The 21,447-nt window shown below is 34.5% G+C and carries 30 protein-coding genes and 1 pseudogene; 27 read left to right on the top strand and 4 right to left on the bottom strand.

Annotated features, from left to right (window positions below):
* The first annotated feature begins 34 nt into the window (after positions 1-34).
* The 25 genes from rpsC to AAGD66_RS02590 all read left to right on the top strand — a co-directional run bounded on the left by rpsC (position 35) and on the right by AAGD66_RS02590 (position 14,786).
* Complete coding sequence (rpsC, locus tag AAGD66_RS02710; RefSeq protein WP_010962753.1) at positions 35-649, top strand: 30S ribosomal protein S3; 615 nt, start codon at positions 35-37, stop codon at positions 647-649.
* Positions 650-663: 14 nt separating this feature from the next.
* On the top strand, positions 664-1,077 hold the full coding sequence (gene rplP, locus AAGD66_RS02705) for a 50S ribosomal protein L16 (RefSeq protein WP_010962752.1): 414 nt from the start codon (positions 664-666) through the stop codon (positions 1,075-1,077).
* An 11-nt stretch (positions 1,078-1,088) separates the two neighbouring features.
* Entirely contained in the window at positions 1,089-1,292 is a 204-nt protein-coding gene (gene rpmC / locus AAGD66_RS02700; protein ID WP_006279350.1) for a 50S ribosomal protein L29, read from the top strand.
* Positions 1,285-1,521, top strand: coding sequence for a 30S ribosomal protein S17 (rpsQ, locus tag AAGD66_RS02695; RefSeq protein ID WP_007549925.1), 237 nt, complete (start codon positions 1,285-1,287; stop codon positions 1,519-1,521). The genes rpmC and rpsQ overlap by 8 nt, the downstream gene beginning before the upstream one ends.
* A gap of 13 nt (positions 1,522-1,534) precedes the next feature.
* On the top strand, positions 1,535-1,894 hold the full coding sequence (rplN, locus tag AAGD66_RS02690; RefSeq protein WP_006279348.1) for a 50S ribosomal protein L14: 360 nt from the start codon (positions 1,535-1,537) through the stop codon (positions 1,892-1,894).
* Positions 1,894-2,211: a 50S ribosomal protein L24 gene (gene rplX / locus AAGD66_RS02685; RefSeq protein WP_006279347.1), complete on the top strand. Its 318-nt coding sequence runs from the start codon at positions 1,894-1,896 to the stop codon at positions 2,209-2,211. The genes rplN and rplX overlap by 1 nt, the downstream gene beginning before the upstream one ends.
* A 6-nt stretch (positions 2,212-2,217) precedes the next feature.
* Complete coding sequence (gene rplE, locus AAGD66_RS02680) at positions 2,218-2,751, top strand: 50S ribosomal protein L5 (protein ID WP_010962750.1); 534 nt, start codon at positions 2,218-2,220, stop codon at positions 2,749-2,751.
* A 16-nt stretch (positions 2,752-2,767) separates the two neighbouring features.
* Positions 2,768-3,076, top strand: a complete 309-nt coding sequence (gene rpsN / locus AAGD66_RS02675; protein ID WP_064124653.1) for a 30S ribosomal protein S14 — start codon at positions 2,768-2,770, stop codon at positions 3,074-3,076.
* A 21-nt stretch (positions 3,077-3,097) separates the two neighbouring features.
* Complete coding sequence (gene rpsH, locus AAGD66_RS02670) at positions 3,098-3,493, top strand: 30S ribosomal protein S8 (protein WP_155968326.1); 396 nt, start codon at positions 3,098-3,100, stop codon at positions 3,491-3,493.
* A 16-nt stretch (positions 3,494-3,509) separates the two neighbouring features.
* On the top strand, positions 3,510-4,055 hold the full coding sequence (gene rplF, locus AAGD66_RS02665) for a 50S ribosomal protein L6 (RefSeq protein ID WP_007551152.1): 546 nt from the start codon (positions 3,510-3,512) through the stop codon (positions 4,053-4,055).
* Between the two features lie 5 nt (positions 4,056-4,060).
* Positions 4,061-4,432, top strand: a complete 372-nt coding sequence (rplR, locus tag AAGD66_RS02660; protein WP_006279867.1) for a 50S ribosomal protein L18 — start codon at positions 4,061-4,063, stop codon at positions 4,430-4,432.
* Positions 4,433-4,444: 12 nt separating this feature from the next.
* Positions 4,445-4,957 (top strand): 30S ribosomal protein S5, encoded by a 513-nt coding sequence (gene rpsE / locus AAGD66_RS02655; RefSeq protein ID WP_010962748.1) that lies wholly within the window; start codon positions 4,445-4,447, stop codon positions 4,955-4,957.
* Between the two features lie 3 nt (positions 4,958-4,960).
* Positions 4,961-5,431: a 50S ribosomal protein L15 gene (gene rplO / locus AAGD66_RS02650; RefSeq protein ID WP_006279863.1), complete on the top strand. Its 471-nt coding sequence runs from the start codon at positions 4,961-4,963 to the stop codon at positions 5,429-5,431.
* A gap of 3 nt (positions 5,432-5,434) precedes the next feature.
* Positions 5,435-6,763 (top strand): preprotein translocase subunit SecY, encoded by a 1,329-nt coding sequence (gene secY, locus AAGD66_RS02645; RefSeq protein ID WP_010962747.1) that lies wholly within the window; start codon positions 5,435-5,437, stop codon positions 6,761-6,763.
* Positions 6,760-7,401, top strand: a complete 642-nt coding sequence (locus AAGD66_RS02640; RefSeq protein ID WP_007550178.1) for an adenylate kinase family protein — start codon at positions 6,760-6,762, stop codon at positions 7,399-7,401. Before secY ends, AAGD66_RS02640 begins: the two co-directional genes overlap by 4 nt.
* Positions 7,402-7,460: 59 nt before the next feature.
* Positions 7,461-7,829 (top strand): 30S ribosomal protein S13, encoded by a 369-nt coding sequence (gene rpsM, locus AAGD66_RS02635; protein ID WP_010962745.1) that lies wholly within the window; start codon positions 7,461-7,463, stop codon positions 7,827-7,829.
* A gap of 24 nt (positions 7,830-7,853) precedes the next feature.
* Entirely contained in the window at positions 7,854-8,240 is a 387-nt protein-coding gene (gene rpsK, locus AAGD66_RS02630) for a 30S ribosomal protein S11 (protein ID WP_213863584.1), read from the top strand.
* A 21-nt stretch (positions 8,241-8,261) separates the two neighbouring features.
* Positions 8,262-9,329: a DNA-directed RNA polymerase subunit alpha gene (locus AAGD66_RS02625; protein WP_265024429.1), complete on the top strand. Its 1,068-nt coding sequence runs from the start codon at positions 8,262-8,264 to the stop codon at positions 9,327-9,329.
* A 7-nt stretch (positions 9,330-9,336) separates the two neighbouring features.
* On the top strand, positions 9,337-9,765 hold the full coding sequence (gene rplQ / locus AAGD66_RS02620; RefSeq protein ID WP_007550873.1) for a 50S ribosomal protein L17: 429 nt from the start codon (positions 9,337-9,339) through the stop codon (positions 9,763-9,765).
* Positions 9,766-9,788: 23 nt separating this feature from the next.
* Entirely contained in the window at positions 9,789-10,139 is a 351-nt protein-coding gene (locus tag AAGD66_RS02615; RefSeq protein ID WP_264724047.1) for a YraN family protein, read from the top strand.
* 41 nt (positions 10,140-10,180) lie between these two features.
* Positions 10,181-10,741 carry an ATP synthase F1 subunit delta gene (gene atpH, locus AAGD66_RS02610; RefSeq protein ID WP_010962742.1) on the top strand — a complete coding sequence of 187 codons (561 nt, stop codon included), beginning with the start codon at positions 10,181-10,183 and terminating at the stop codon, positions 10,739-10,741.
* A complete protein-coding gene (atpA, locus tag AAGD66_RS02605) occupies positions 10,738-12,279 on the top strand; it encodes a F0F1 ATP synthase subunit alpha (protein WP_012673176.1) in 1,542 nt (513 codons plus the stop codon). Before atpH ends, atpA begins: the two co-directional genes overlap by 4 nt.
* Before the next feature lie 9 nt (positions 12,280-12,288).
* Entirely contained in the window at positions 12,289-12,783 is a 495-nt protein-coding gene (gene greA / locus AAGD66_RS02600) for a transcription elongation factor GreA (RefSeq protein WP_007549342.1), read from the top strand.
* 6 nt (positions 12,784-12,789) lie between these two features.
* Positions 12,790-13,434: a 3,4-dihydroxy-2-butanone-4-phosphate synthase gene (ribB, locus tag AAGD66_RS02595; RefSeq protein WP_007549343.1), complete on the top strand. Its 645-nt coding sequence runs from the start codon at positions 12,790-12,792 to the stop codon at positions 13,432-13,434.
* Positions 13,435-13,505: 71 nt separating this feature from the next.
* Entirely contained in the window at positions 13,506-14,786 is a 1,281-nt protein-coding gene (locus tag AAGD66_RS02590) for a M48 family metalloprotease (protein ID WP_265024428.1), read from the top strand.
* Positions 14,787-14,813: 27 nt separating this feature from the next.
* Here the strand turns inward: AAGD66_RS02590 and AAGD66_RS02585 are convergent, their stop codons facing one another.
* A complete protein-coding gene (locus AAGD66_RS02585) occupies positions 14,814-15,143 on the bottom strand; it encodes a TrbC/VirB2 family protein (protein ID WP_155968336.1) in 330 nt (109 codons plus the stop codon).
* A gap of 94 nt (positions 15,144-15,237) precedes the next feature.
* Complete coding sequence (gene fabG, locus AAGD66_RS02580) at positions 15,238-15,972, bottom strand: 3-oxoacyl-[acyl-carrier-protein] reductase (RefSeq protein ID WP_015589136.1); 735 nt, start codon at positions 15,970-15,972, stop codon at positions 15,238-15,240.
* Between the two features lie 266 nt (positions 15,973-16,238).
* On the opposite strand from fabG, the gene AAGD66_RS02575 reads away from it, so the two are divergent.
* A complete protein-coding gene (locus tag AAGD66_RS02575; RefSeq protein ID WP_174516815.1) occupies positions 16,239-17,759 on the top strand; it encodes an HlyD family type I secretion periplasmic adaptor subunit in 1,521 nt (506 codons plus the stop codon).
* Between the two features lie 246 nt (positions 17,760-18,005).
* Entirely contained in the window at positions 18,006-18,290 is a 285-nt protein-coding gene (locus AAGD66_RS02570; RefSeq protein ID WP_264724049.1) for a transposase, read from the top strand.
* A gap of 9 nt (positions 18,291-18,299) precedes the next feature.
* Here the strand turns inward: AAGD66_RS02570 and AAGD66_RS02565 are convergent.
* Positions 18,300-19,210, bottom strand: a pseudogene (locus AAGD66_RS02565) (Rpn family recombination-promoting nuclease/putative transposase).
* Between the two features lie 289 nt (positions 19,211-19,499).
* Positions 19,500-20,846, bottom strand: a complete 1,347-nt coding sequence (locus tag AAGD66_RS02560; RefSeq protein ID WP_174515809.1) for an IS110 family transposase — start codon at positions 20,844-20,846, stop codon at positions 19,500-19,502.
* Positions 20,847-21,447: the final 601 nt, after the last annotated feature.

Genomic DNA, 21,447 nt, shown 5'->3' with positions numbered 1-21,447 from the left:
AAAAATAGAAAATTAATAAGGAAAGTGCAAAAATATGGGAAACGTTAATCCTAAAGGATTTAGGTTAAAAATAATTAATACTTGGTCATCTATTTGGTATGCTGAGAAGGGTTATAAACAAGGGTTGCATCAAGATTTATCTATTCGCAGTTATATAAATGAATCTTTTAAGCATGCTGGTGTTTCTAAAGTAATTATAGAGCGTACGATCGATTTGGTATCTGTAATAATACATTCTTCTAGACCTGGAGTGATAATAGGTAAGAAAGGCTCGGATATTGAGAAGATAAAGCAAAAGATAGCTGAAAAAGTAAAAAATAATGTGGAAGTGAATGTAGTAGGGGTTAAAAGGTCTGAAATAGATGCAGTTTTAATATCAAACAGCATTGCACAGCAGTTAGAAAAAAGGGTTTCATTTAGAAGAGCGATGAAAAAAGCTATTCAAAGTTGTTTGAGGATGGGTGCTAGAGGTATTAAAGTAAGTTGTTCTGGGCGCCTTGGCGGAGCTGAGATAGCTCGTACTGAGTGGTATAAAGAAGGCCGTTTGCCTTTGCATACTTTACGTGCTAATATAGATTATGCTTTTGCTGAAGCAAAAACTATATATGGCATCATAGGAGTTAAGGTCTGGGTTTATATTGGTAACTAATTAGGTATATTGAAATGTTTATTCCTAAAAAAAGTAAATATAAAAAAGTATTTAAAGGACGAATTAAGGGTAACACGAAAGGTGGTAGCACATTATCTTTTGGAGATTATGGTCTAAAGGCTATGGAAGCAGGTAGGATTCAATCTAAGCATATTGAAACTGCAAGGCGTGTAATATCTAGAACATTAAAACGCTCTGGTAAAGTGTGGATAAGAATTTTTCCTGATACCCCTGTTAGTAAAAAGCCGGCGGATGTGCGTATGGGTAAAGGGAAAGGTAGTGTTGAGTTTTGGGTATTTAAAGCTAAGCCCGGTAGAATGTTGTTTGAAATTAGCAGTGATGTTCCCATGCATTTAGCAAGATTGGCGCTTGAAAAGGCAACTGCTAAGCTTCCTATGAAGTGTAAATTTGTATCTAATCATAATTAAATGGAGTTGCAATGGATATAGCTGACATTGAATCGAGGTCCTCGCAAGAATTGCATGAAATTCTTGTGAATCTGAGAAAAGAGTTTGTTAATTTGGTTTTTCAAAAGAAGCTGGGCCAGTGCAACAATATTTCGCGTTTTAGCTTAATAAGAAAGAGCATAGCTCGTATTTTAACTACATTAAATAAAAGAAGAAGAGAGGAAAAGAATGCCTAAAAAGGTTTTTTGTGGTACTGTAACTAAGGCTAAGTGTGATAAGACTGTAAAGGTTTCGGTATTACAAGTGTATAAGGATGAGCTGTATAAAAAGGTTATAAAAAAATACAAGAAGTATACAGCACATGATGAGAATAATAGTTGTAAAGAAGGGGACAAGGTTTTAATACAAGAACACAAGCCTATTTCTACTACTAAAAAATGGGTTATTGTTAATAGCTCACATTGAATAGGATATTTATATGATTCAAAAAAATACATTGTTGGAAGTAGCTGATAATTCTGGCGCGCGTGCAGTGCTTTGTATTGGTTTATTGGGTGGTAGAAAGTCTGCATCTATAGGTGACACAGTTATTGTATCTACTAAATCTATTACTCCAAGAGGGAAAGTTGAGAAGGGAAAAGTATATAGAGCAGTTGTGGTGAGGGTGAAAAGCCCTATTAGAAAATCTGATGGTTCTGTAATTCGTTTTTCTAGCAATGCTGTAGTTTTGATTAACGATCAAGGTGAACCACTTGGCACTCGGGTGTTTGGTCCGGTAAAAAAGTTATCATCTGGTTCTTTTATGAAGATAATGTCATTAGCTGTTGAGGTTTTATAATGAGTGCTAAAATAAAAAGTGGTGACGACGTTATAGTTTTAACTGGTAAAGATAAGGGAAAAATTGGTAAGGTAATCAAAGTTATAGCACGTGATGCTAAAAAGAAAGTAATTGTTTCTGGAGTGAATGTGCATAAGAGACATACTAAACCAAAAGCTGGTAGTAGTGGTGGTATATTAAATAAAGAGTTAGCTATTGATATATCCAACGTTGCAACATTGGACCCTAAATATAAAACTCCAACTAGAGTGGGGTTTAAGGTTATAGACGGTAGAAAAGTGCGTTTTGCAAAAGTTTCTGGAGAAGTGATAGATTAGGTTGATATGTTTAAAGAATTGTATAAAGATAGCATAGTAAAGTCCTTGAAGGATAAGTTTAATTACGGCAATATAATGCAAGTGCCTAAACTTGTCAAGGTGTGTATCAATATGGGCGTTGGAGATGCTGCTACAGATAGTAAAGCAATAAATGAACCACTTGATAGCCTATATTTGATTGCTGGGCAGAAGCCTTTATCAACTTTTGCAAAAAAATCTATTTCTGGCTTCAAGATCAGAAAAGGTGCTACAGTAGGTTGCAAAGTAACTTTGCGTAGAGATAAAATGTATGAGTTTTTAGAAAGATTGATATATATTGCTTTGCCAAGGGAAAAAGATTTTAGAGGATTTAGTGTGAAGCAATTTGACGGTAATGGTAATTTTTCCTTTGGTATAAAGGAACATATCTCGTTTTTAGAAATAGACTATGATAAAATAAGTAAAATTAGAGGTATGGATATTAATATTATAACAAGTGCAGTTAGTGATAAGGAAGCAAAGGAATTATTACTGGCTCTTAAATTTCCTTTTTTTGATTAATTGAGAGGAGAAATATATGGCAAAAAAATCTATGATAGAAAGAAATCTTCGCAGAATAAAGTTGTGCGATCAATATAAAGAAAAAAGAGAAAAATTGAAATCTATAATAAATAATAAGAATTTGTCTATTGTAGAAAGGTTTACAGCTCAAAATAAATTAATTAAAAAATTGCCTAGAAATTCTTCTAAAACCAAAATTAGAAATAGGTGTGCTTTAACTGGGAGACCAAGAGGAGTATATAGAAAATTTGGTTTATGTAGAATTGTTTTGCGTGATTTATGTTCTTTTGGGCAAGTTCCAGGAGTTACAAAGTCTAGTTGGTAAATATAATATAAGGAGTATATTGTGGCGTTATCTGATAGTATTGGTGATTTTTTAACAAGGATACGTAATGCTCAATTGGCAATGCATAGGGCAACAAGGGTACTATTTTCTAAGATGAATTCTTCTATATTGGAGATTTTAAAAGAGGAAGGGTATATCCTTGATTATGAAAAGCAAGTTGTAGGTAATTTACCTTCTTTCATTGTAAAATTGAAGTATTATGAGAAGTTACCTGTAATTAGTGACATAGTTAGGGTGTCAAAGCCTGGTTGTCGTCGTTATTCTAAGTATAAGGACATTTCTAAAGCATATAATGGTCTTGGTATTTTTATTATATCGACACCCAAAGGAGTGATGACTGATTATAATGCACATAAGTTAAAGGTTGGTGGAGAAGTTTTGTGTCGTGTGTTTTAAATAATAGGAGAAATTCATGTCTCGTATAGGTGCTGCTCCTATCAATATTCCTGCTGGTGTTTCAGTTGAATATAATAATGGTAGTATGTTAATAAAGAGTGCTAAGGCTGAAAAGGAAGTTAGCTTGATCAGGGATGTTGTGTGTCAGATTATTGATAATCAGCTATTGCTTTCTGTTGATCAAGATAAAGATAATTATGATAAAATAAAGCCTATGTGGGGCACTTATAGGAGTAATATTAATAATATCATTAACGGCATGGTTGATGGTTTTTCTGTTAATCTTGAGATTAACGGTGTGGGATATAAGGCAGAGTGTGATGGTAAGTATTTGACTTTATATCTTGGTTATAGCCATAATGTTAAATATAAAGTGCCTAAAGATGTTGAGATTAAGTGCATAAAGCCAACTCACTTAGTAGTTAGTGGTATGGATAAGCAGAAGGTCTATATGGTGGCGTCTGATATATGCAAAATTAGAAAATATGATCCTTATAAAGGTAAGGGTGTTGTAATAAAAGGCAAATTTATGCTGCGTAAGGTTGTAAGTAAAAAGAAGTAATAAAAATGAAAAGATCGTATAATTTTTTAAGTAATTCTGAAAAAAGGAAGTTACGTAATAGAGCGAAGCTTGACAAGAGCGCTGAACGTTTACGTATATCCATATTTAAATCTAATAGGCATTTTTATGTCCAGTTAATTAATGATGTAAAAGGAATAACTCTCACTTCAGCTTCTACTTTGGATGCTAAAATTAAGGATGTATGTAAAGGGAAAGTCAACGCTGAAACTATAAAACAGGTTTCTTCTTTAATGGTTGAGCGTCTGTCTGGCATGAAATTAGAGCAGCAGCTTACGTTTGATCGTGGAGCGTATAAATACACAGGATTAGTTTCTCAATTTGCTGAGGCTTTAAGAAGTTCTGGATTTGAATTTTAGAAGGTTTTGAATATGGCTATAAAGAATTTACAAAATAATAATGATTTATCAGAGCTTTTAGTTTCGGTACGAAGAGTGACAACGGTTACCAAAGGTGGTAGAAGATTTTCATTTTCAATTTTGGTTGTTGTTGGCGATGAGAAGGGTAGGGTAGGGTGTGGAATAGGTAAGCACGCAGAAGTTGCTGAAGCAAGAGTCAAAGCTGTAAATGCTGCAAAGAAATCAATGATTAGAGTGTACTTGCGTGAAGGTAGAACTTTGCATCATGATATTAAAGCTAAATTTTGTTCTGGTGAGATAGTTTTAAGAACCGCAAGAGCCGGAACAGGTATTATTGCTGGTGGAGCGATTAGATCAGTTTTTGAGGTGTTAGGTATAAAGGATGTGGTAGCTAAATCCACTAGATCAAATAATCCTCATAACGTTATATGTGCGGTGTTTAAGGCTTTTGATAGTATGTTATCTCCTCGTCAGGTAGCAAGCAAAAGAGGCAAAAAGATTAGCGAGATAGTTGGAAACAGGTAAAGTATGAATAATGCTGTAAAATTAAACTCTATATTTACTAAATTATCTAAGAAAAAGAAGCCTAAGTTGCTGGGTAGAGGTATCGGTTGTGGTAAAGGTAAAACATCCGGTAGAGGGCATAAAGGGCAGAAGGCTAGAAGTGGAGTTTCTATAAATGGTTTTGAGGGTGGACAACAGTCTATATATACTCGTTTGCCTAAAAGAGGTTTTAAGCCTATACGTAGGAGCATATACTCTATAATTAATGTTGGCGATATACAGCGCTTAATGGAAGCTAAAAAAATAGTGAAAGACTCTGTTATAGATAAGGAGAGGCTGTATAAATTAGGTTTTATAAAGTCTATTAAGGATAAAATTAAACTTCTTAATAAAGGTAAGTTGAGCGAAAAATTTGTGTTTCATGTTGATTTTGCGTCAGAAGCTGCAAAAAAATCTGTAGCTTCAGTTGGTGGTAGTGTGGAAATACTATCGTAAGTCATGGGCAATAAATCAGCATTTAATAGCTTGGATCCTACGTTGTTATATAAAGGCGATTTATTAAAGCGTATATTTTTTACGCTAATAGCTTTAATTTGCTATCGCTTGGGTACTTATGTGCCTATTCCTGGAATTAATCTTGATGTAATTAATGATATATTTCCCAAAGATGGCTCAGGCGTTTTTGGAGTATTTAATTTATTTTCTGGTGGTGCATTGGCTAGAATGACAATTCTAGCATTGAACGTTATGCCATATATAATGGCTTCTATCATTATTCAGTTACTTTCTTCTGCGATTAAAGGAATGAAGGAAGTTAAGAATGATGGAGAGTCAGGCCGTAGAAAGATGAATTCTTATATACGCTATCTGACCATAGTAATTTGTGTATTTCAATCAATTCCAATTTTGGTTGGATTGGAAGGGATGAATAGGGAAGGGGTATTGGTTGTAATCGAACCTGGTGTTATGTTTCGTACAATAGGTGTTTTCAGCCTTTTAGGTGGAACTATGCTTTTAATATGGCTTGGTGAACGAATCAGCGCTAGCGGTATAGGCAATGGTATCTCATTAATCATTTTCACGGGTATAATATCAGAGTTACACAGCGCTTTGTCATCTTTGTTAACGTTAAATAAAAACGGTAGCGTATCGTTATTTATTATCCTTTTTGTTTTGGTATTGTTTTTTTTGCTGCTACTCTTAGTCATTTTTGTAGAGTCTTCTTATAGAAAGGTTATTGTTCAACATCCTAAAAAGCAATTTAAAAGATTACATAATGACGATTTTACTTATATTCCATTGAAGATTAATTTATCTGGTGTAGTACCAACCATTTTTGCTAATGCAATTTTATTGACACCTATTTCAATTGCAAATTTCTATAAGGGGCACGCTTTTTCTGATTTTATTTTGAATTACTTTATGGCAAATAAAGTAGTATATATTGTAGCCTATTTGGTGCTGATAGTATTTTTTAATTTTTTCTATACCAATTTTATATTTAATCCAGAGGAAAACGCAGATTTTCTTAAAAAAAATGGTGGTTTTATACCTGGTAGAAGGCCTGGGAAACATACTTCTGATTACCTTCAAGATATAGTTTTTAAGTTGACATTCATTGGCTCTGCGTATTTGGTAGTCATATGTACTGTACCTGAAGTTATGAGATATTATTATGATATACCATTTATTTTTGGTGGGACGAGCTTACTGATTATAGTGAACGTTATTACTGATACTATTATGCAAATACAATCTTATATTTTTTCAAATAGGTACGACAACTGGATAAAGAAATATGAGTCTAAAACGAGGAAAGTAAGATGATCATTACGATTTTTGGTCCTCCAGGTTCTGGTAAAGGTACTCAGTCAAGCTTGTTAATAGCAAAATATAATTTAAAATTAATTTCAGTAGGGGATTTATTAAGGAATATTATATCTAGCAGTAGTGAGTTAGGTAAAAAAATAAAGGGTACCGTGGAATCTGGTAATTTAATTCAAGATGAAATTATATGTGGATTATTACGTGACCAGCTTGCATTAGTGGATGATAATTGCTTATTAGATGGTTTTCCGAGAAATTTAAACCAGGCTCATTTTTTGACTCAAGTTTTGCAAGAAAAATATAATAGGGATGTTGACATTGTAGTTGAGCTGCAGCTTGACGATAATATTGCAATCGATAGGTTAAAAAATCGTCTCGCGTGTTTGGACTGTAAAAGCATATATAGTGTATCTTCTTTTAAGAGTACTACTTGTGCTAAATGTAAAAGTACGAGGTTAGAGAAAAGAATTGATGATGCTGATATGTCTGCAATTAATAAGAGAATAAGTGAATATCACCTTCAAATGAAAGGTTTACGCGAGTATTATAAAGGCAAATTATTAACAATTGACGCTAATTTGAGTGTTGATGAGGTAACGCAAGAGATTGAAAGTAAAATTTCTTGTAATTTGGTTTGACTCTGAGTTGTTTTATGGTATAAATTAAGAGTTGTTATTAATAAAGTATCGAGGTACCAGTGGCACGTATTGCAGGCATAAATATTCCAGTGAGGAAATGTGTTCCTTTTGCATTAACTTATATATATGGTATAGGTATTGCTACTGCGAATGTAATTTGTCACGCTTGCGAAGTTGATAAGCGCAAACGTGTTTCAGAATTACGAGATGAAGATATAGAAAAGATCAGCGGTTTCATTAGACAAAATTATGTTATAGAAGGTGAGCTCAGAAAAGAAGTGGCTATGAACATAAAATCTTTAGTGGAAATGGGATGCTATAGAGGGGTGAGACATAGAAAAGGTTTACCTGTGAGAGGGCAAAGGACTCATACTAATGCTAAGACTCGTAAAGGTAGATCTCGGTTGCCTATTGCTGGGAAAAAATAAAATTTATTATTATTGTGAGTTTTAATGAAAAAAGTCAAAACGGTTAGTAAGAGTAAGAAGGAGTTTATTACTGGTGTTGTCCATATTCGTGCAACTTTTAATAATACTTTTGTAAATGTAACTGATGTTCATGGTAATACGCTATGTCAAACTTCTGTGGGTGCATGTGGTTTTTCAGGTTCGAGAAAATCCACACCTTATGCTGCAGGTAAGGCTGCGGAGGCTGCTGCGAAGAATGCAATAGAGAGATTTGGTATGAAGGTTGTCTCTGTAATAATTCGTGGTCCTGGCTTTGGTACTGAAGCTGCGGTTAAAGCACTTCAGAGCTGTGGGTTGACTGTGACTTCAATTGCAGATAAAACCGCAATTCCTCATAATGGGTGCAGGTTAAGAAAAAAAAGAAGAGTATAGGATATTTGAAAAGGTTGTTTTATGTATTATAATAATGATGTGTCTCTCTGTAGCAATTTAGATAAATTGATTAAACCTAGTTCAGTTAAGGTAATATCAGATGATTCAAGTGAAAAAAGTGATATAGTGCTAGAACCGTTGGAAAGTGGTTTTGCTTTAACATTAGGTAATGCATTAAGACGTGTAATGTTATCTTCTCTTAAAGGTAGTGCTGTTTATGGAATAAAAATTGAAGGTGTAACTCATGAGTTTACTTCAATTCAAGGGGTGAGAGAAGATGTAACTGATATAGTGTTAAATATGGGCATGTTGAGGTGTAAATTAAATGGTGCTTCTAATAAATGCTTAAATTTAAACGCTAAAGGGCCTTGCCAGGTATTAGCTGGGATGATAGAAACTGATGATCAATGCTCTATTGTTAATAAGGATTTATTAATATGTACGCTGGGGCAAAATGTAGAGCTTAACATGACCATATATGTGGCTAGCGGAAAAGGTTATCTTCCTGTAATTAAGTATAAAGAAAACGAACTTTTGAAGCTTATGAGTGAACAGGATTTAATTGGTTTTATTCCAGTTAATGCTTTGTATAGCCCTGTCAACAGGGTTTCGTACAGGGTAGAGAACAGTCGTGTTGGCCAAGTGACTGATAAGGATAAGCTGATATTGTCAATTGAAACTGATGGTACAATTTCTCCGAGTCAAGCTGTTGACTCTGCTGCAAGAATATTACAGGAGCAACTTCAGCCCTTTATTAGTTCTGATGTAAGTTATAAAAAATCGCAGGTTTCTTCGTCTAGTGGTGCTAAAGATTTGGGTTATGACCCTGTCTTATTGCGTAAGGTAGATGAAATGGAATTATCTGTCAGGTCTCATAACTGTCTGAAAAACGAAAACATCACTTATATAGGTGATCTTGTGCAAAAGACAGAAGGTGAAATGTTAAGAACTGCTAATTTTGGCAGGAAGTCTTTGAATGAGATTAAGGCAGTTTTGACTAATTTTGGCTTGTCTTTGGGTATGAATGTGCTAAAATGGCCACCTAAGGATATAGATGAGTTGGCTAAACAACATACTGATGAAGATTAGGTGATATATGAAACATGGAATAAAAAAACGTAAACTATCTCGTTGTACTGAACATAGATTATCGACGTTAAAGAATCTATCTATCTCATTAATTAACCATGAGCAGATTGTAACTACTTTACCAAAAGCTAAGGAACTTCGTCCATATGTCGAAAAGTTTATTACAATTGCTAAGAATAAGAATACTTTACATGGTAGAAGACTTTTGCTTTCACGCCTTCATAATAGTAAGTTAGCAGTTGATAAGTTATTAAACGTCTTAGCCAGCCGTTATCAAGATCGTAAAGGTGGGTATTCTAGAATAATAAAATTTAGCACTCGAAAGGGTGATTGCGCTTCAATGGCAGTGATAGAACTGGTTGATAGGGATATTGCAGCAAGAGGTAAGGTTTATAGTAAAAATAAAGAAGGAGGCAAAGTAGTTACACAAAGTTAATTGTTATCATAATTGTTCTTCTTGTGGTAAGTAGGTTACGCTACTTTGTAGGTTACTTTGGCGAGTTATTAGTTTTAGTATATTTAAAACTGAAATGGTATAATGTTATAAAACGCCGTTATCGTTGTAAGTTCGGTGAAATTGACTTAATTGTATCTAAAAAAAAGGAGCTGATTTTTATAGAAGTTAAAGCAAGTTTACTTGGAAAAGAAATACCGATATCTCATCTTCAATGTCAGTCTATTATAAATTCTTCTAAGTATTTCTTAAGTAAAAACCTTAGTTTTTTAGATTATTCAGTCAGATATGATTTATATTTTCTTTCCTTAAAGAGAAGACCTGTTTATATAAAAAATGCTTGGATTGAAGAATGAAAGATTTGTAGCTGAATTAATTTAGATTTACTGGATTTAATATGAAAAAGACCCAATACAATAATTTAGTTTCATCTTACGCTAGAGTGCTATTTCATGTCTCAGGAAGCAGGTTAGGTATTATAAGGAAAGAAGTAGAATTTTTGTTGGCTTTTTTTAAGGATCAACGTGATGTTTTTGTGTACCTATCTCATCCTATGATTTCTTTTGCACACAAAAAAGAAGTGATGCTTTCTATAAATGAGCACTTGAGTGAGAATTTAGTAAAATTTATTATGGTTATATTTGCAAATAAACGCTCTAGTTTATTGATCCTTATATTAGAAAAATTCTTAAGTCTTGCAAGAGAAAATGAAAATGAATTCGAAATTACTATAAAGTCAGCAGAAACTTTAAAGGAATCTGATATAAAAATAATTACTGAATCTTTGAGCTTTCTTGGTAAAATAATAAAAGTAAGCAATGTGGTTGACCCTTCTATACTAGGTGGCTTCGTAGTTAGGTATGGTTTTAATTTGATCGATGCTTCGCTAAAAAGTTACTTGGATAGGTTAGTTGACTTAAGTAAAATGGAAATATTAAAAGTAAGGAATTTTGTATGAAGAACAGTATGAATGTTTCTGAGATAGCAAGTATAATAAGAGAAAAGGTTGAGACGTTTGATAATCCTATAAAGCGGGAAAATATAGGTGAAGTAATTTCAGTAACAGATGGTATCGCATTGGTTTATGGGCTGGAAAAAGCAAAATTCGGTGAAAAGGTATTTTTTGCAAGTGGTGTAGAAGGAATAGTTCTCGATTTAGATCATGATACGGCTGGAATAGTTGTGCTTGGTAATGACCGTGATGTGAAAGAAGGGGACGTTGTAAAATGTAGTGGTGATGTTGTGCAGGTGCCTGTAGGGCATGAATTGTTAGGGAGAGTTGTAAATGCGTTGGGCCATCCTATGGACGACGGTGGGGAAATTAGAGCCAAAAACAGAATGGATATAGAATCTAAAGCGCCAGGCATTATTGATCGTAAGTCTGTGCATGAGCCACTGCAAACAGGAATTAAAATTATAGATTTGCTAATTCCAATAGGTAGAGGGCAGCGTGAATTAATTATTGGTGATAGACAAATTGGTAAAACTACTATTGCGCTTGATACTATTATCAATCAGAAGAAGATTAACGATGAGGTAAACGAAAATCAAAAAGTTTACTGTGTTTATGTTGCTATTGGGCAAAAAATTTCAACAGTAGCAAAAGTGGTAAATAAGCTGAAAGAAAGCGGAGCATTAGAGTATACAACTGTAGTTGTGGCTAGTGCATCTGACTGCGCGCCTATGCAATTTTTAGCACCTTATGCTGGTTGCACTATTGGGGAATTTTTCCGTGACAATGGAATGCATTGTTTGATTATATATGATGATTTATCTAAGCATGCTGTGGCATATAGGCAGATGTCTTTATTGCTCAGACGTCCTCCTGGTCGTGAAGCTTACCCTGGAGATATATTCTATGTACATTCTCGCTTGCTTGAAAGAGCTGCTAAAATGTCTGATAAAAAAGGGCAGGGTTCTTTAACTGCTTTGCCAATTGTCGAAACTCAAGCTGGTGATGTATCTGCATATGTGCCAACAAATGTTATTTCAATTACCGATGGGCAGATCTTTCTTGAGTCTGAATTATTTTATAAAGGATTTCGACCTGCAGTAAATATAGGTTTGTCAGTTTCACGGGTTGGTTCTGCTGCACAACTAAAGTCTGTGAAGAAAGTTGCTGGTTCTATAAAGCTAAGCTTAGCTCAGTATAGAGAATTAGAAGATTTTGCAAAATTTGGTTCTGATCTTGATGCTAGTGTTCAATTATCCTTGAATAAGGGTAAATATCTTGTCGAGTTATTAAAGCAAAAACAACATTTACCTATGTCAATAGAAGAGCAAGTAGTGCTGATGTATATTTTTTCTAACCTATATAATCAGTTAAGTAAAATACAAATAAGTTACATTAATAAATTTGAACATGATCTTATTAATTATTTTCATACTGTACACCCTGGGGTTTTAAAAAAGTTGTCAAATGACATGAGTGATGATATAAAAGGTGATATTTTTAACATTGTGAGTAATTTCGTTACTCAATTTAATTGCGTTTAGGTGGTGATTATGGCTTCATCCATTATTAATAAATTTCCTATGACGAGGGAAGGTTTTGAGAATATGCAAGCCGAACTTGAAAAATTAAAGGAAGAAAAACCTTCTGTGATACAGGCTATTTCTGATGCTCGTGATCAAGGTGATTTGTCTGAAAACGCAGAGTATCATGCAGCACGGGAAAGGTTAGGTTTTATTGAAGGCCGTATAATGGAGATAGAAAGTAAGCTCTCACATGCGGAAGTAATAGAAGTAAAAAATTTGTCTGGTGATTCAGTAATGTTTGGTGCAACTGTGACATTAAGCATGTTAAGTGATAATAACGGTGAAGTGGAATATGTTTATAAGGTTGTAGGCGAATATGAAGCTGATGTTTCAAAGCAGTTAATATCTACTAGTTCACCACTTGGGAGTGCCTTAATCGGCAAAAAAGTCGGTGAATATGTGGAAGTGACAGTGCCAAATGGAGAGAAATTGTATAAAATAGTTAAGATTGAATTTAAGTAAATTATTATGGTACAGGCCACTTATGCTTCAATGAGTCTACCAGGTATTTCTTCTGTGGAAGATGTATTAGAGGATGCTCGTTCCGGTAAATTATTCATTTTAGTTGATGATGAAAATAGAGAAAATGAAGGCGATTTGATTGTCTTAGCTGAGAAAATAAAGCCGGAACATATGGCTTTTATGGTTAGGTACGGTACAGGGGTTGTTTGCTTAGCAATGACTAAATTTCACATGAAAAGGTTGGGCCTTAATTTCATGGAGAAGAAAAATATTGGTGAAAATCATACCGCATTTACTACATCAATTGATGCACGTTATGGCATTACAACCGGTGTTTCAGCAGAGGATAGAACGAAAACTATACATGCTGCTATCAACAAGGATGGTACTCAGGATGACATCATAACTCCAGGTCATGTTTTTCCTGTAATTGCACATAAAGGTGGGGTGGCACAACGTGCTGGTCATACTGAAGCGAGTGTTGAAATGGCGAAGTTAGTAGGGTTTGATCATTCAGCAGTTATTTGTGAATTAGTGAATGATGATGGCTCTATGATGCGCTTACCTCAGTTACTTAAATTTGCTGAACAACATAAAATTAAGTTAACTACCATCGACAAACTTATCAGTTACGTTAAAAATTTAAACTAGCGTTTATAAATTTGTATAATTTAAGTGTTAAAATATAGAATTTCTATAAATTATACAAGCACAGAATTTTCATGTTTAGAGTTGCTAAGTTTTTGACCTTATTGTTCTTTTTTGCATATTGTAATAATGCTTACTCTATTAACATTATTAGAGATAGTGAAGTGGAAGCAATAGTGAAAGAGCTAGCGCAACCTTTATTTTCTGCTGCGGATATTGATCATGAGCAAATAAAAGTTTTTATAATTAATGACAATTCGATTAATGCTTTTGTAATTAACAATAACAGTATTTTCATTCATTTAGGACTTTTACAATATTCGGCTAAACCTTATGTCCTGCTTGGTATATTAGCACATGAGATTGCTCACATATCTGCTGGTCATATATTGCAAATGAGTAGTGCTATGGGTTATTTTCAATCGATAGCAATGATTAGTTATATGGTAGGATTAGTTTCTAGTATTATCATTAACCCTCAGGTTGCTGGTGCAATTTTGCTTAGTGGTGTAGCGTTTAGTTCAAGGCTATTTTTTAACTTTTCTCAAGAGCAAGAAAGTGTAGCAGATAGCTATGCTTTAAGGTATCTTGATGAATCTGGCTATGATAATTCAGGTATGAAAGAGATTTTTGATTATTTTAAAAGTATTGAGCATGAGAACACCGAGGAATATTTCCGCACTCACCCACTTAGTGAGAAACGTATATTTGCTGTACAAAATTATAAGGTTAAAAACAACGTAAAACCAATTTTTGCGGATAAGTTACTAAAGTTTGAGCGTGTGGTTGCCAAGCTAGACTCTTTCTTTGCTCCTATTCATGTGTTATCTAATAAATATGAAAATAATTCTGAGTATGTAAATGCTATAGTTTGCTATAGGCAAGGAAAGATAGAAGAGGCTATTGCTAAAGTTAATTCATTGATTCAAGAGTCACGCAATGACCCATACCTATATGAATTAAAAGCAGAAATGCTATACAAGGCCGGAAATTTAAGTGAAGCAATAAAAATGTATGAGGAATCGCTTAGGTATTTATCTGAGAAAAACAGTTATTTAGTGAAACTTGCATTATCTCATACTTTATTATTACACGGTGATGCAAAAAAGGCGATTTTTTACCTGGAGCAGATTTTGAATGTAGAACCAGATAACGCTTTTGTCTGGAAGTATTTAAGCATTGCATATAAATGTGAAGCTGATACGGCAATGCATTATTTTGCCTTGACAAAAAAGGCTTGTATTGAAGGTGATTTAAAGCAATTTACAAAATATGCTGAGCTAGCTGTTAAAACTTTACCAAAAGATAGCCCTTATTTGTTGCAAGTTGAAGATATGAAGCGGTTTAATGGATAACAAAAAAGCATTTCTGCACTTTTTGGATTATTTTTGTCCACACTTTTCCAACATAGTTTTTGCTTCATCGCTTACGTTGGGCATAATTTTCGTTATGATAGTTTTAGCGCCAAAAAATACACCACAGAACATGCCAAGAGCAAAGAGGGCTGGCCACGGCATCCTGCCAAATATTGCAAGCAAAGCTGCACCAATTATTACTACCGTCATAAGTGGACCGCCTATCCCCCAAACATAACCAATAATATTGCATATTACTTTAGTTGTGTCATCCATATCAGGGTCAGCTGCATAACCTGAGAAAGAGAAAAGCAATACTACGCAAAAAACACTAAAAAATTCCATTATAGAGCTCATTTTTTTGCCTCTAAGTAATAAATTAACCTAAACCTACACCTACACATTTTTTATTTTAAAGTAAAAATTATAATTTGTCCATACATAAGTGTTGCTACATAAATAACCCACCATTAATATTGAGCACATGCCCTGTTATATATTTTGCTTCATCACTTGCTAAAAACAAGACCCCTGCTGCTATTTCTTCCCCTGTTCCCATTCTTTTCATTGGAATATTATCTAATATTTTTCCCTTTTGTCCTTCATTTAAAACTTCAGTCATTTTAGTATCTATAAACCCAGGAGCAATACAATTTACTGTTATATTACGACTTGCAACTTCTTTTGCTATGGATTTGCTCATAGCTATTATTCCAGCTTTAGACGCCGCATAATTTGCTTGCCCGGCGTTTCCTGTCAGCCCTATTATTGAGGAAATATTTATAATTCTTCCCCAATTATTCTTAATTAGTTTTCTGCATGCTTCTCTACTCAGCTTAAATGTAGAGCTCAAGTTAATATCAATTACTTTTTGCCATGCTTCATCTGTCATTCTCAATAATAAACTGTCTCGCGTAATACCCGCATTGCATACGAGCCCGTCAAAGCCTTCCATCAGCTCACTTGCTCTATTTATTAGTTGATTTACTTCCTCAGCATTTGATAAATCACAAGGGAGTACATGCATGTTTTTTTCATATTGTTTAGCAACTTCTTCGAGCACTTCTTTTTTTGTGCCAGAAATACATAAAGTTGCTCCGGCTTTGTGCATAATTTTTACAATTGCTTGCCCTATTCCGCCTGATGCGCCAGTAATCAGGAACTTTCTGCTTTCCAATTTAAGCATAATAACTTTATATTATCTTAATTCCTAACAGAATATTGACTAGTTGGCAATAGATTTCTTACATAATATAAGTAACTCAGATATTCACAAAATAAAGAAAAAGTTATAATAAAGTTAAACGTCAAAAAATTTTAAAAACATAGTTGATGCAGGAATTGTTACTAAATAGTTTATTCTGGTGCTCTACAGTCTAAATGGAATGCTTAAATTATAGATTCTTTGTTTTTGTGTGTTATCTTGAGTTAACACAAATTCACAGTAGTATTATGATAAGTAAGTTAAAAAAGCTTAGCGCTGGATTTTCTTTGACAGGCTTGATTGGCCATGGTGATAATATAAATATGCAAGGAGCAAAAAATAAAAAGAAGAAGTACCCAAAATTTTTGGATAAGACGTTTGCATTGATTGATGCAGTGATAAATTTTATTTTAAAACGCGAAAGTAATAACGTAAATGAAGTCCTGAAAGTAACATGGGGACCACTATTTTTTGGTCTGGTAGTAATACTCATCTTTTTTGGGATAGGTGGTATTTGGTCGGCTATAGCTCCAATTGACGGTGCGGTGCATGCAAGTGGAGAAGTTATTGTATCTTCAAATAGAAAAATAGTTCAACACTTGGGCGGAGGAATAATAAGCAAAATTTTAGTAAAAGAGGGTCAAGCAGTTAAAAAAGATGAGCCTCTAGTTTTGTTGAGTGATGTTAACGAGAAGGCGAATTTAAGTATCATCAAAGAGAAGCTCTTATCATTTTTAGCAACAGAAGCAAGGCTTCTTGCAATCAGAGTAGATTTGGACACGCTCGAGTTTCCTGATGAGGTTAAAAAATTATCTCACGATGAACTTGTAAATAAAGCGATAAAGAATCAAGTAAAGTTGTTCAACTCTCAGAGAAAGAGCATATTGGGAAAAACAGACATACTGCAACAACGTATAAAGCAGTTAAATGATGAATTAGCGGGGCTAAACTTTCAACTAAATGCAGCTCATAAGCAATATGACTTGATAACTGAGGAGTTGGAAACAAAAAGACAATTACTTGATAGTGGCCATATAAGCAAACCACACATTTTAGCTTTAGAAAAGCAGTTTGCTGAAATTGAAGGCAGAGTTGGACATTACCGTTCTGCAATATCTCAAGTGCAGCAAAAAATTGGAGAGAACGAATTAGAAATTATAAACGTGAGAAATGATTCTCAAGAAAGAGCAAACGCTGAACTTAAGGAAGTTAGTACGTCTATTGCAGACTTGAAAGAGAGACTGATGGTTGCTGAAGATTCATTAGCACGTACAATAATTAAATCGCCTCAAGATGGGATAGTCACAGATATAAGATACCATACTGAAGGTGGTGTTATACAATCTGGAGTTCCGATCATGAGCGTAGTGCCATCGGATGATGACCTAATAATAGATGCTAAAATTCAGACCAGAAACATAGAAGAGATACTGTCAGCACAAAAGAAAGATAGCAACATAGTCTCTATTGATGGGCTAGAAGGGCTAAAGGTTAAAGTTCGTTTAAGTGCTTACAGTGCACGTCGTTTAAGTTTAATTAATGGTATAGTAAGCAATATTTCTCCCGATGCCCTTGATGATCCAAGGCTAGGGCGTTATTATTCAGTACGTGTAGTGATACCAAAACCAGAGCTTGCTCAGTTTAAAAACGTATACCTATACCCTGGTATGCCAGCAGAAGTGTACATAGTTACTCAATCTCGTACTCTTTTATCATTCTTGTTTACGCCTATAATTGCAACAGTCGATAGGTCTTTTATAGAAAGGTAGCTCACTCGTTAAAGTATAGCACTTCTCGCAATAGTCCGAATAGGATAAGATATGTGCTTATGGCTATGGTAGAGCAGTAGCATATTATGATCTGTTCGGATTATTGTAAAAAGAGCTATAGTAGTGAAAGTGCCGTAATAAAATTTAGGTACATAATTAGACAATAGGCTTCTTGACCTTACCCAGAAAAAGTGGAGAGAAAGAAAGGAGTTTTTTCGGGTAAAATAAAATTTTGGAGGATTAGAAATGGCAAGAGAATATACGGCAGAATTCAAATTGGAAGCTGTTAAGCTGGCAAATGAACAAAGAAAGGCAGGTCAAACAATTACAAAAATAGCAAAGGATTTAGGAATAAAGGGTGGTTTATTAGGAAAATGGATAAAGAAACACAACGAAAAAAAGTCAGCGGCAAATGCATTTCCAGATGTAGCACCTTATGACAAAGAGAGATTTGATTTACAGAAAGAGTTAGCAAAAGTAACAAGAGAAAGAGACATTTTAAAAAAAGCCCTGGCCAGTCAAAAAGAGTAAAATATTTTTTCATAAAAGAGCATATTGAGGAAGGCCGGTTATTTGGGAGGTGATATCAATGGAAACACCAGCCTTAAGTAGGTTTTTTGCGACTTCAATTTTTTCTTCTTTTCTGCCTTCCTCTTTCCCTTTCTCCCTGCCCTTTTCATGCCCGATTTGGATGCCTTCTTCTCTACCTTCTTCTCTAGCATCATCAAGTTTTTGAGCGAGGATGCCTTCTTCTTTCCGCAGATCCATTATCCTTTCTTCGTACGCTATCAGATCTTTCTCATTCCAGCGAAACTTGTCTAACTCATCGTATGCTAGCTTTATTATTGGCGATTTTTCTGCAATATCTTTTAGGTCTTCATCTGTAGTATCTTCTGCATACTTGAAAAAAAAGCACCAGCGCTCTATTGTACTTTCTAGCTGCTCTACTTTGTTTTTTGCGAATTTAGGCAACTCAATAAAGACAAACTGAAAATCTTTTAAGTAATGTCCGTTGGTTTTTATATCTCGTATATTATGAGTGGAAATATACTCAACCTCCTCAGGAAATAGCGTATTATCGGAAATAGCAATAAAGAATACTGTTTTTAAATCGATGTACTCGCCACCTTTTCCAACCTGCCTTGAATAAGCTTTAGCAGCATATAGCTGACGCGTTTCTCAAAGCCTCTATCACGAGCGAGCTGCATCTCAATCACGTATCTGAACCCACTAGAATCCTTGCAAAGGACGTCAACAATGCTTTGTTTATCAGAGGCGACTTCAGGATCCATATAGGTGCTAAGAAACTCAACTTCTTGTATAGTATCTATCCCGGTAAATCCTAAGATATCATTGAGGAAGTGAATAAGAATGTTTTTATTTCTTTCGGTACCAAAGACCTTTTTGAAGGTTAAGTCTAATTTTGGATTGAGAAACTTAGAAAGAGCCATAGCAAGAATACCTAAAAAGCATTAATAATTATACACAATTCTGAAGAAATATTCAACTCTTTTATGCTGAGGTCTATTAAAGTGGTAAATTTAGCTGAATTTCAAGAGTTGGCAAAAAACTACCTTCATAGATGATCCTAGAATGCTACTACGCACCTTAGACGTCCTTTTGTACATCTTTTTATATCCCCATCATAAAGCGCCTAAAAACCCCGGCAAATGAATTCATGAATTTAGTAGCTATAAAAAACTTCAAAAATACCTATTTTGGGTGTGAGAGGCTAATCTTCTAAGAAACTCTTTCTGCTAGTAGCTCTTTTTTAATCAAGACATAACCAAATTCACTAGCTTTCTTGCTTAGAGTCTTCACTATTTTTTCCTTATATAACTTTTCATAGTAATCAATGCCCTTCTCTACATATTCCTGTCCATACTTTAGCATACTATAAAAAATGCACGCCAATTTCCTAGCCGTAGCGGTAATCGCTTTCGGTGCTCCTAGTCGTTTTTTTAACCTTCTGCAATATGCACCAATCCCACTGTTGCTTCTTGACACACACTGGGCAGCCATCCTAAAAGCATTTGCAGCACGAGCAATAACTTTGCGAGTTCTCGTCCCAAATACTTTTTCCCCTGTAACTTTATTAGCAGGACTTAGCCCCAACCAAGAAGTAAAGTGCTTCTCTGATGGCCATTTATCGTGGTTCAAACCAACTTCTGAGATAATTGTTTGTATAGTTAGCACATCAAGCCCAGGAACTTTAGTAAAATCAATACCGGTTACTCTATACAGTTCTTCGTGTAAAGGAAAGTCTGGTCTGTTTTTTGAAAACCTATTCTTTATTTTGCTGCATCGCTTATTCTCGTCAGATTTTGTTTCAAATGTTTTGTAATATTGTTCGATGCTTTTGTCGCATTCTGCTATTTTTTCCTGATAAATATTATACAATTCAAATTCTTGCTTTAACACAAATAAGAGTTCCTTTCTGTAGTCGCCTTTTAGCGCTTTTGCCATGGTAGATCTATCATTTCTTATCCGTACATCTCTCAATTCTGATAATTTTTCAGGATTCCTTTCACCTTCAATTATTGCTTTGATAATTTGCATACCGGTCACTCCAGTAATATCACTTATGACTTTGTGTAATTGAACGTTCATTTGAATTAACGCTTTTTGCATACGTAGAATATGTGTGGATGCACTTTCAATCAGGTTGCTACGTTGCCTAACGTAATTACGCAACACACACATTTGATCATCAGGTCTAAACGACCCATGGAGTAATCCATAGCTGTGTAATTGTTGTAACCATTGACAGTCTTGAACGTCGGATTTTCTACCAGGCACGTTCTTAATATATCGTGCATTTACCAATTTTACCTCAAATCCATATGACTCAAGTATTTGAAACAAAGGAATCCAATATACTCCTGTTGATTCCATAGCTACTGTTCTAACTTTACATTTCTTTAACCACCCTGCTAAGTTATGAAGATCAACTGTAAAGCATCCAAATTTTTTGACACGTTGTTCATCTCTTCCTTCAGGTACACATACATAATGTACAGCTGAGCCGATATCAATTCCTGCTGTATCAGGATTCACTATTTCTAGTTTACTTTTTGCCTTTATCATGGTAATTATCCTACTATAACTTATAATGGAGAAGCACTTAAGCTTGGGACGGTTAGATTATACAATCTTCTAATCGAGGTAGTCATAATAGACTCCATCAGTGGTTTAACCGTTCCTCCAAAACCACGCTCCTAAACGGGCACTTAAGCACCATTGATCAGTCGGTTATAACTGCAGAAGTACTTCTTGATAAATTATATATAAAAATTGCTATGGAAGTGAAGAAATAGTTTCTTTCCGGTTTAACAAGATTTTTTTCTTGTTCGACGCTCTTAAATAAGTTCACTACTTATCGTTCTACAGCCAGAATGTCACACAAACGAAAGTTTAATTTGTGCTTACTGTAGACATGGGGTTTTAAATGTGATACCCATGGATGTGAAATCCCACCCCTGAAGATTAGAATTCAAGCAGTTTAGCTTTAACCATATTGATCAGGTGTTGCAAGCCGTTACCTTACACATCTTCAGATAACTCTCTTAAATAAGTTCACTACTTATCGTTCTACAGCCAGAATGTCACACAAACGAAAGTTTAATTTGTGCTTACTGTAGACATGGGGTTTTAAATGTGATACCCATGGATGTGAAATCCCACCCCT

The organism is Wolbachia endosymbiont (group A) of Dendrolimus pini (assembly GCF_964026835.1).
In the GTDB taxonomy this organism is placed as follows: domain Bacteria; phylum Pseudomonadota; class Alphaproteobacteria; order Rickettsiales; family Anaplasmataceae; genus Wolbachia; species Wolbachia pipientis.
This window is presented reverse-complemented; position numbering and strand designations above follow the sequence as displayed.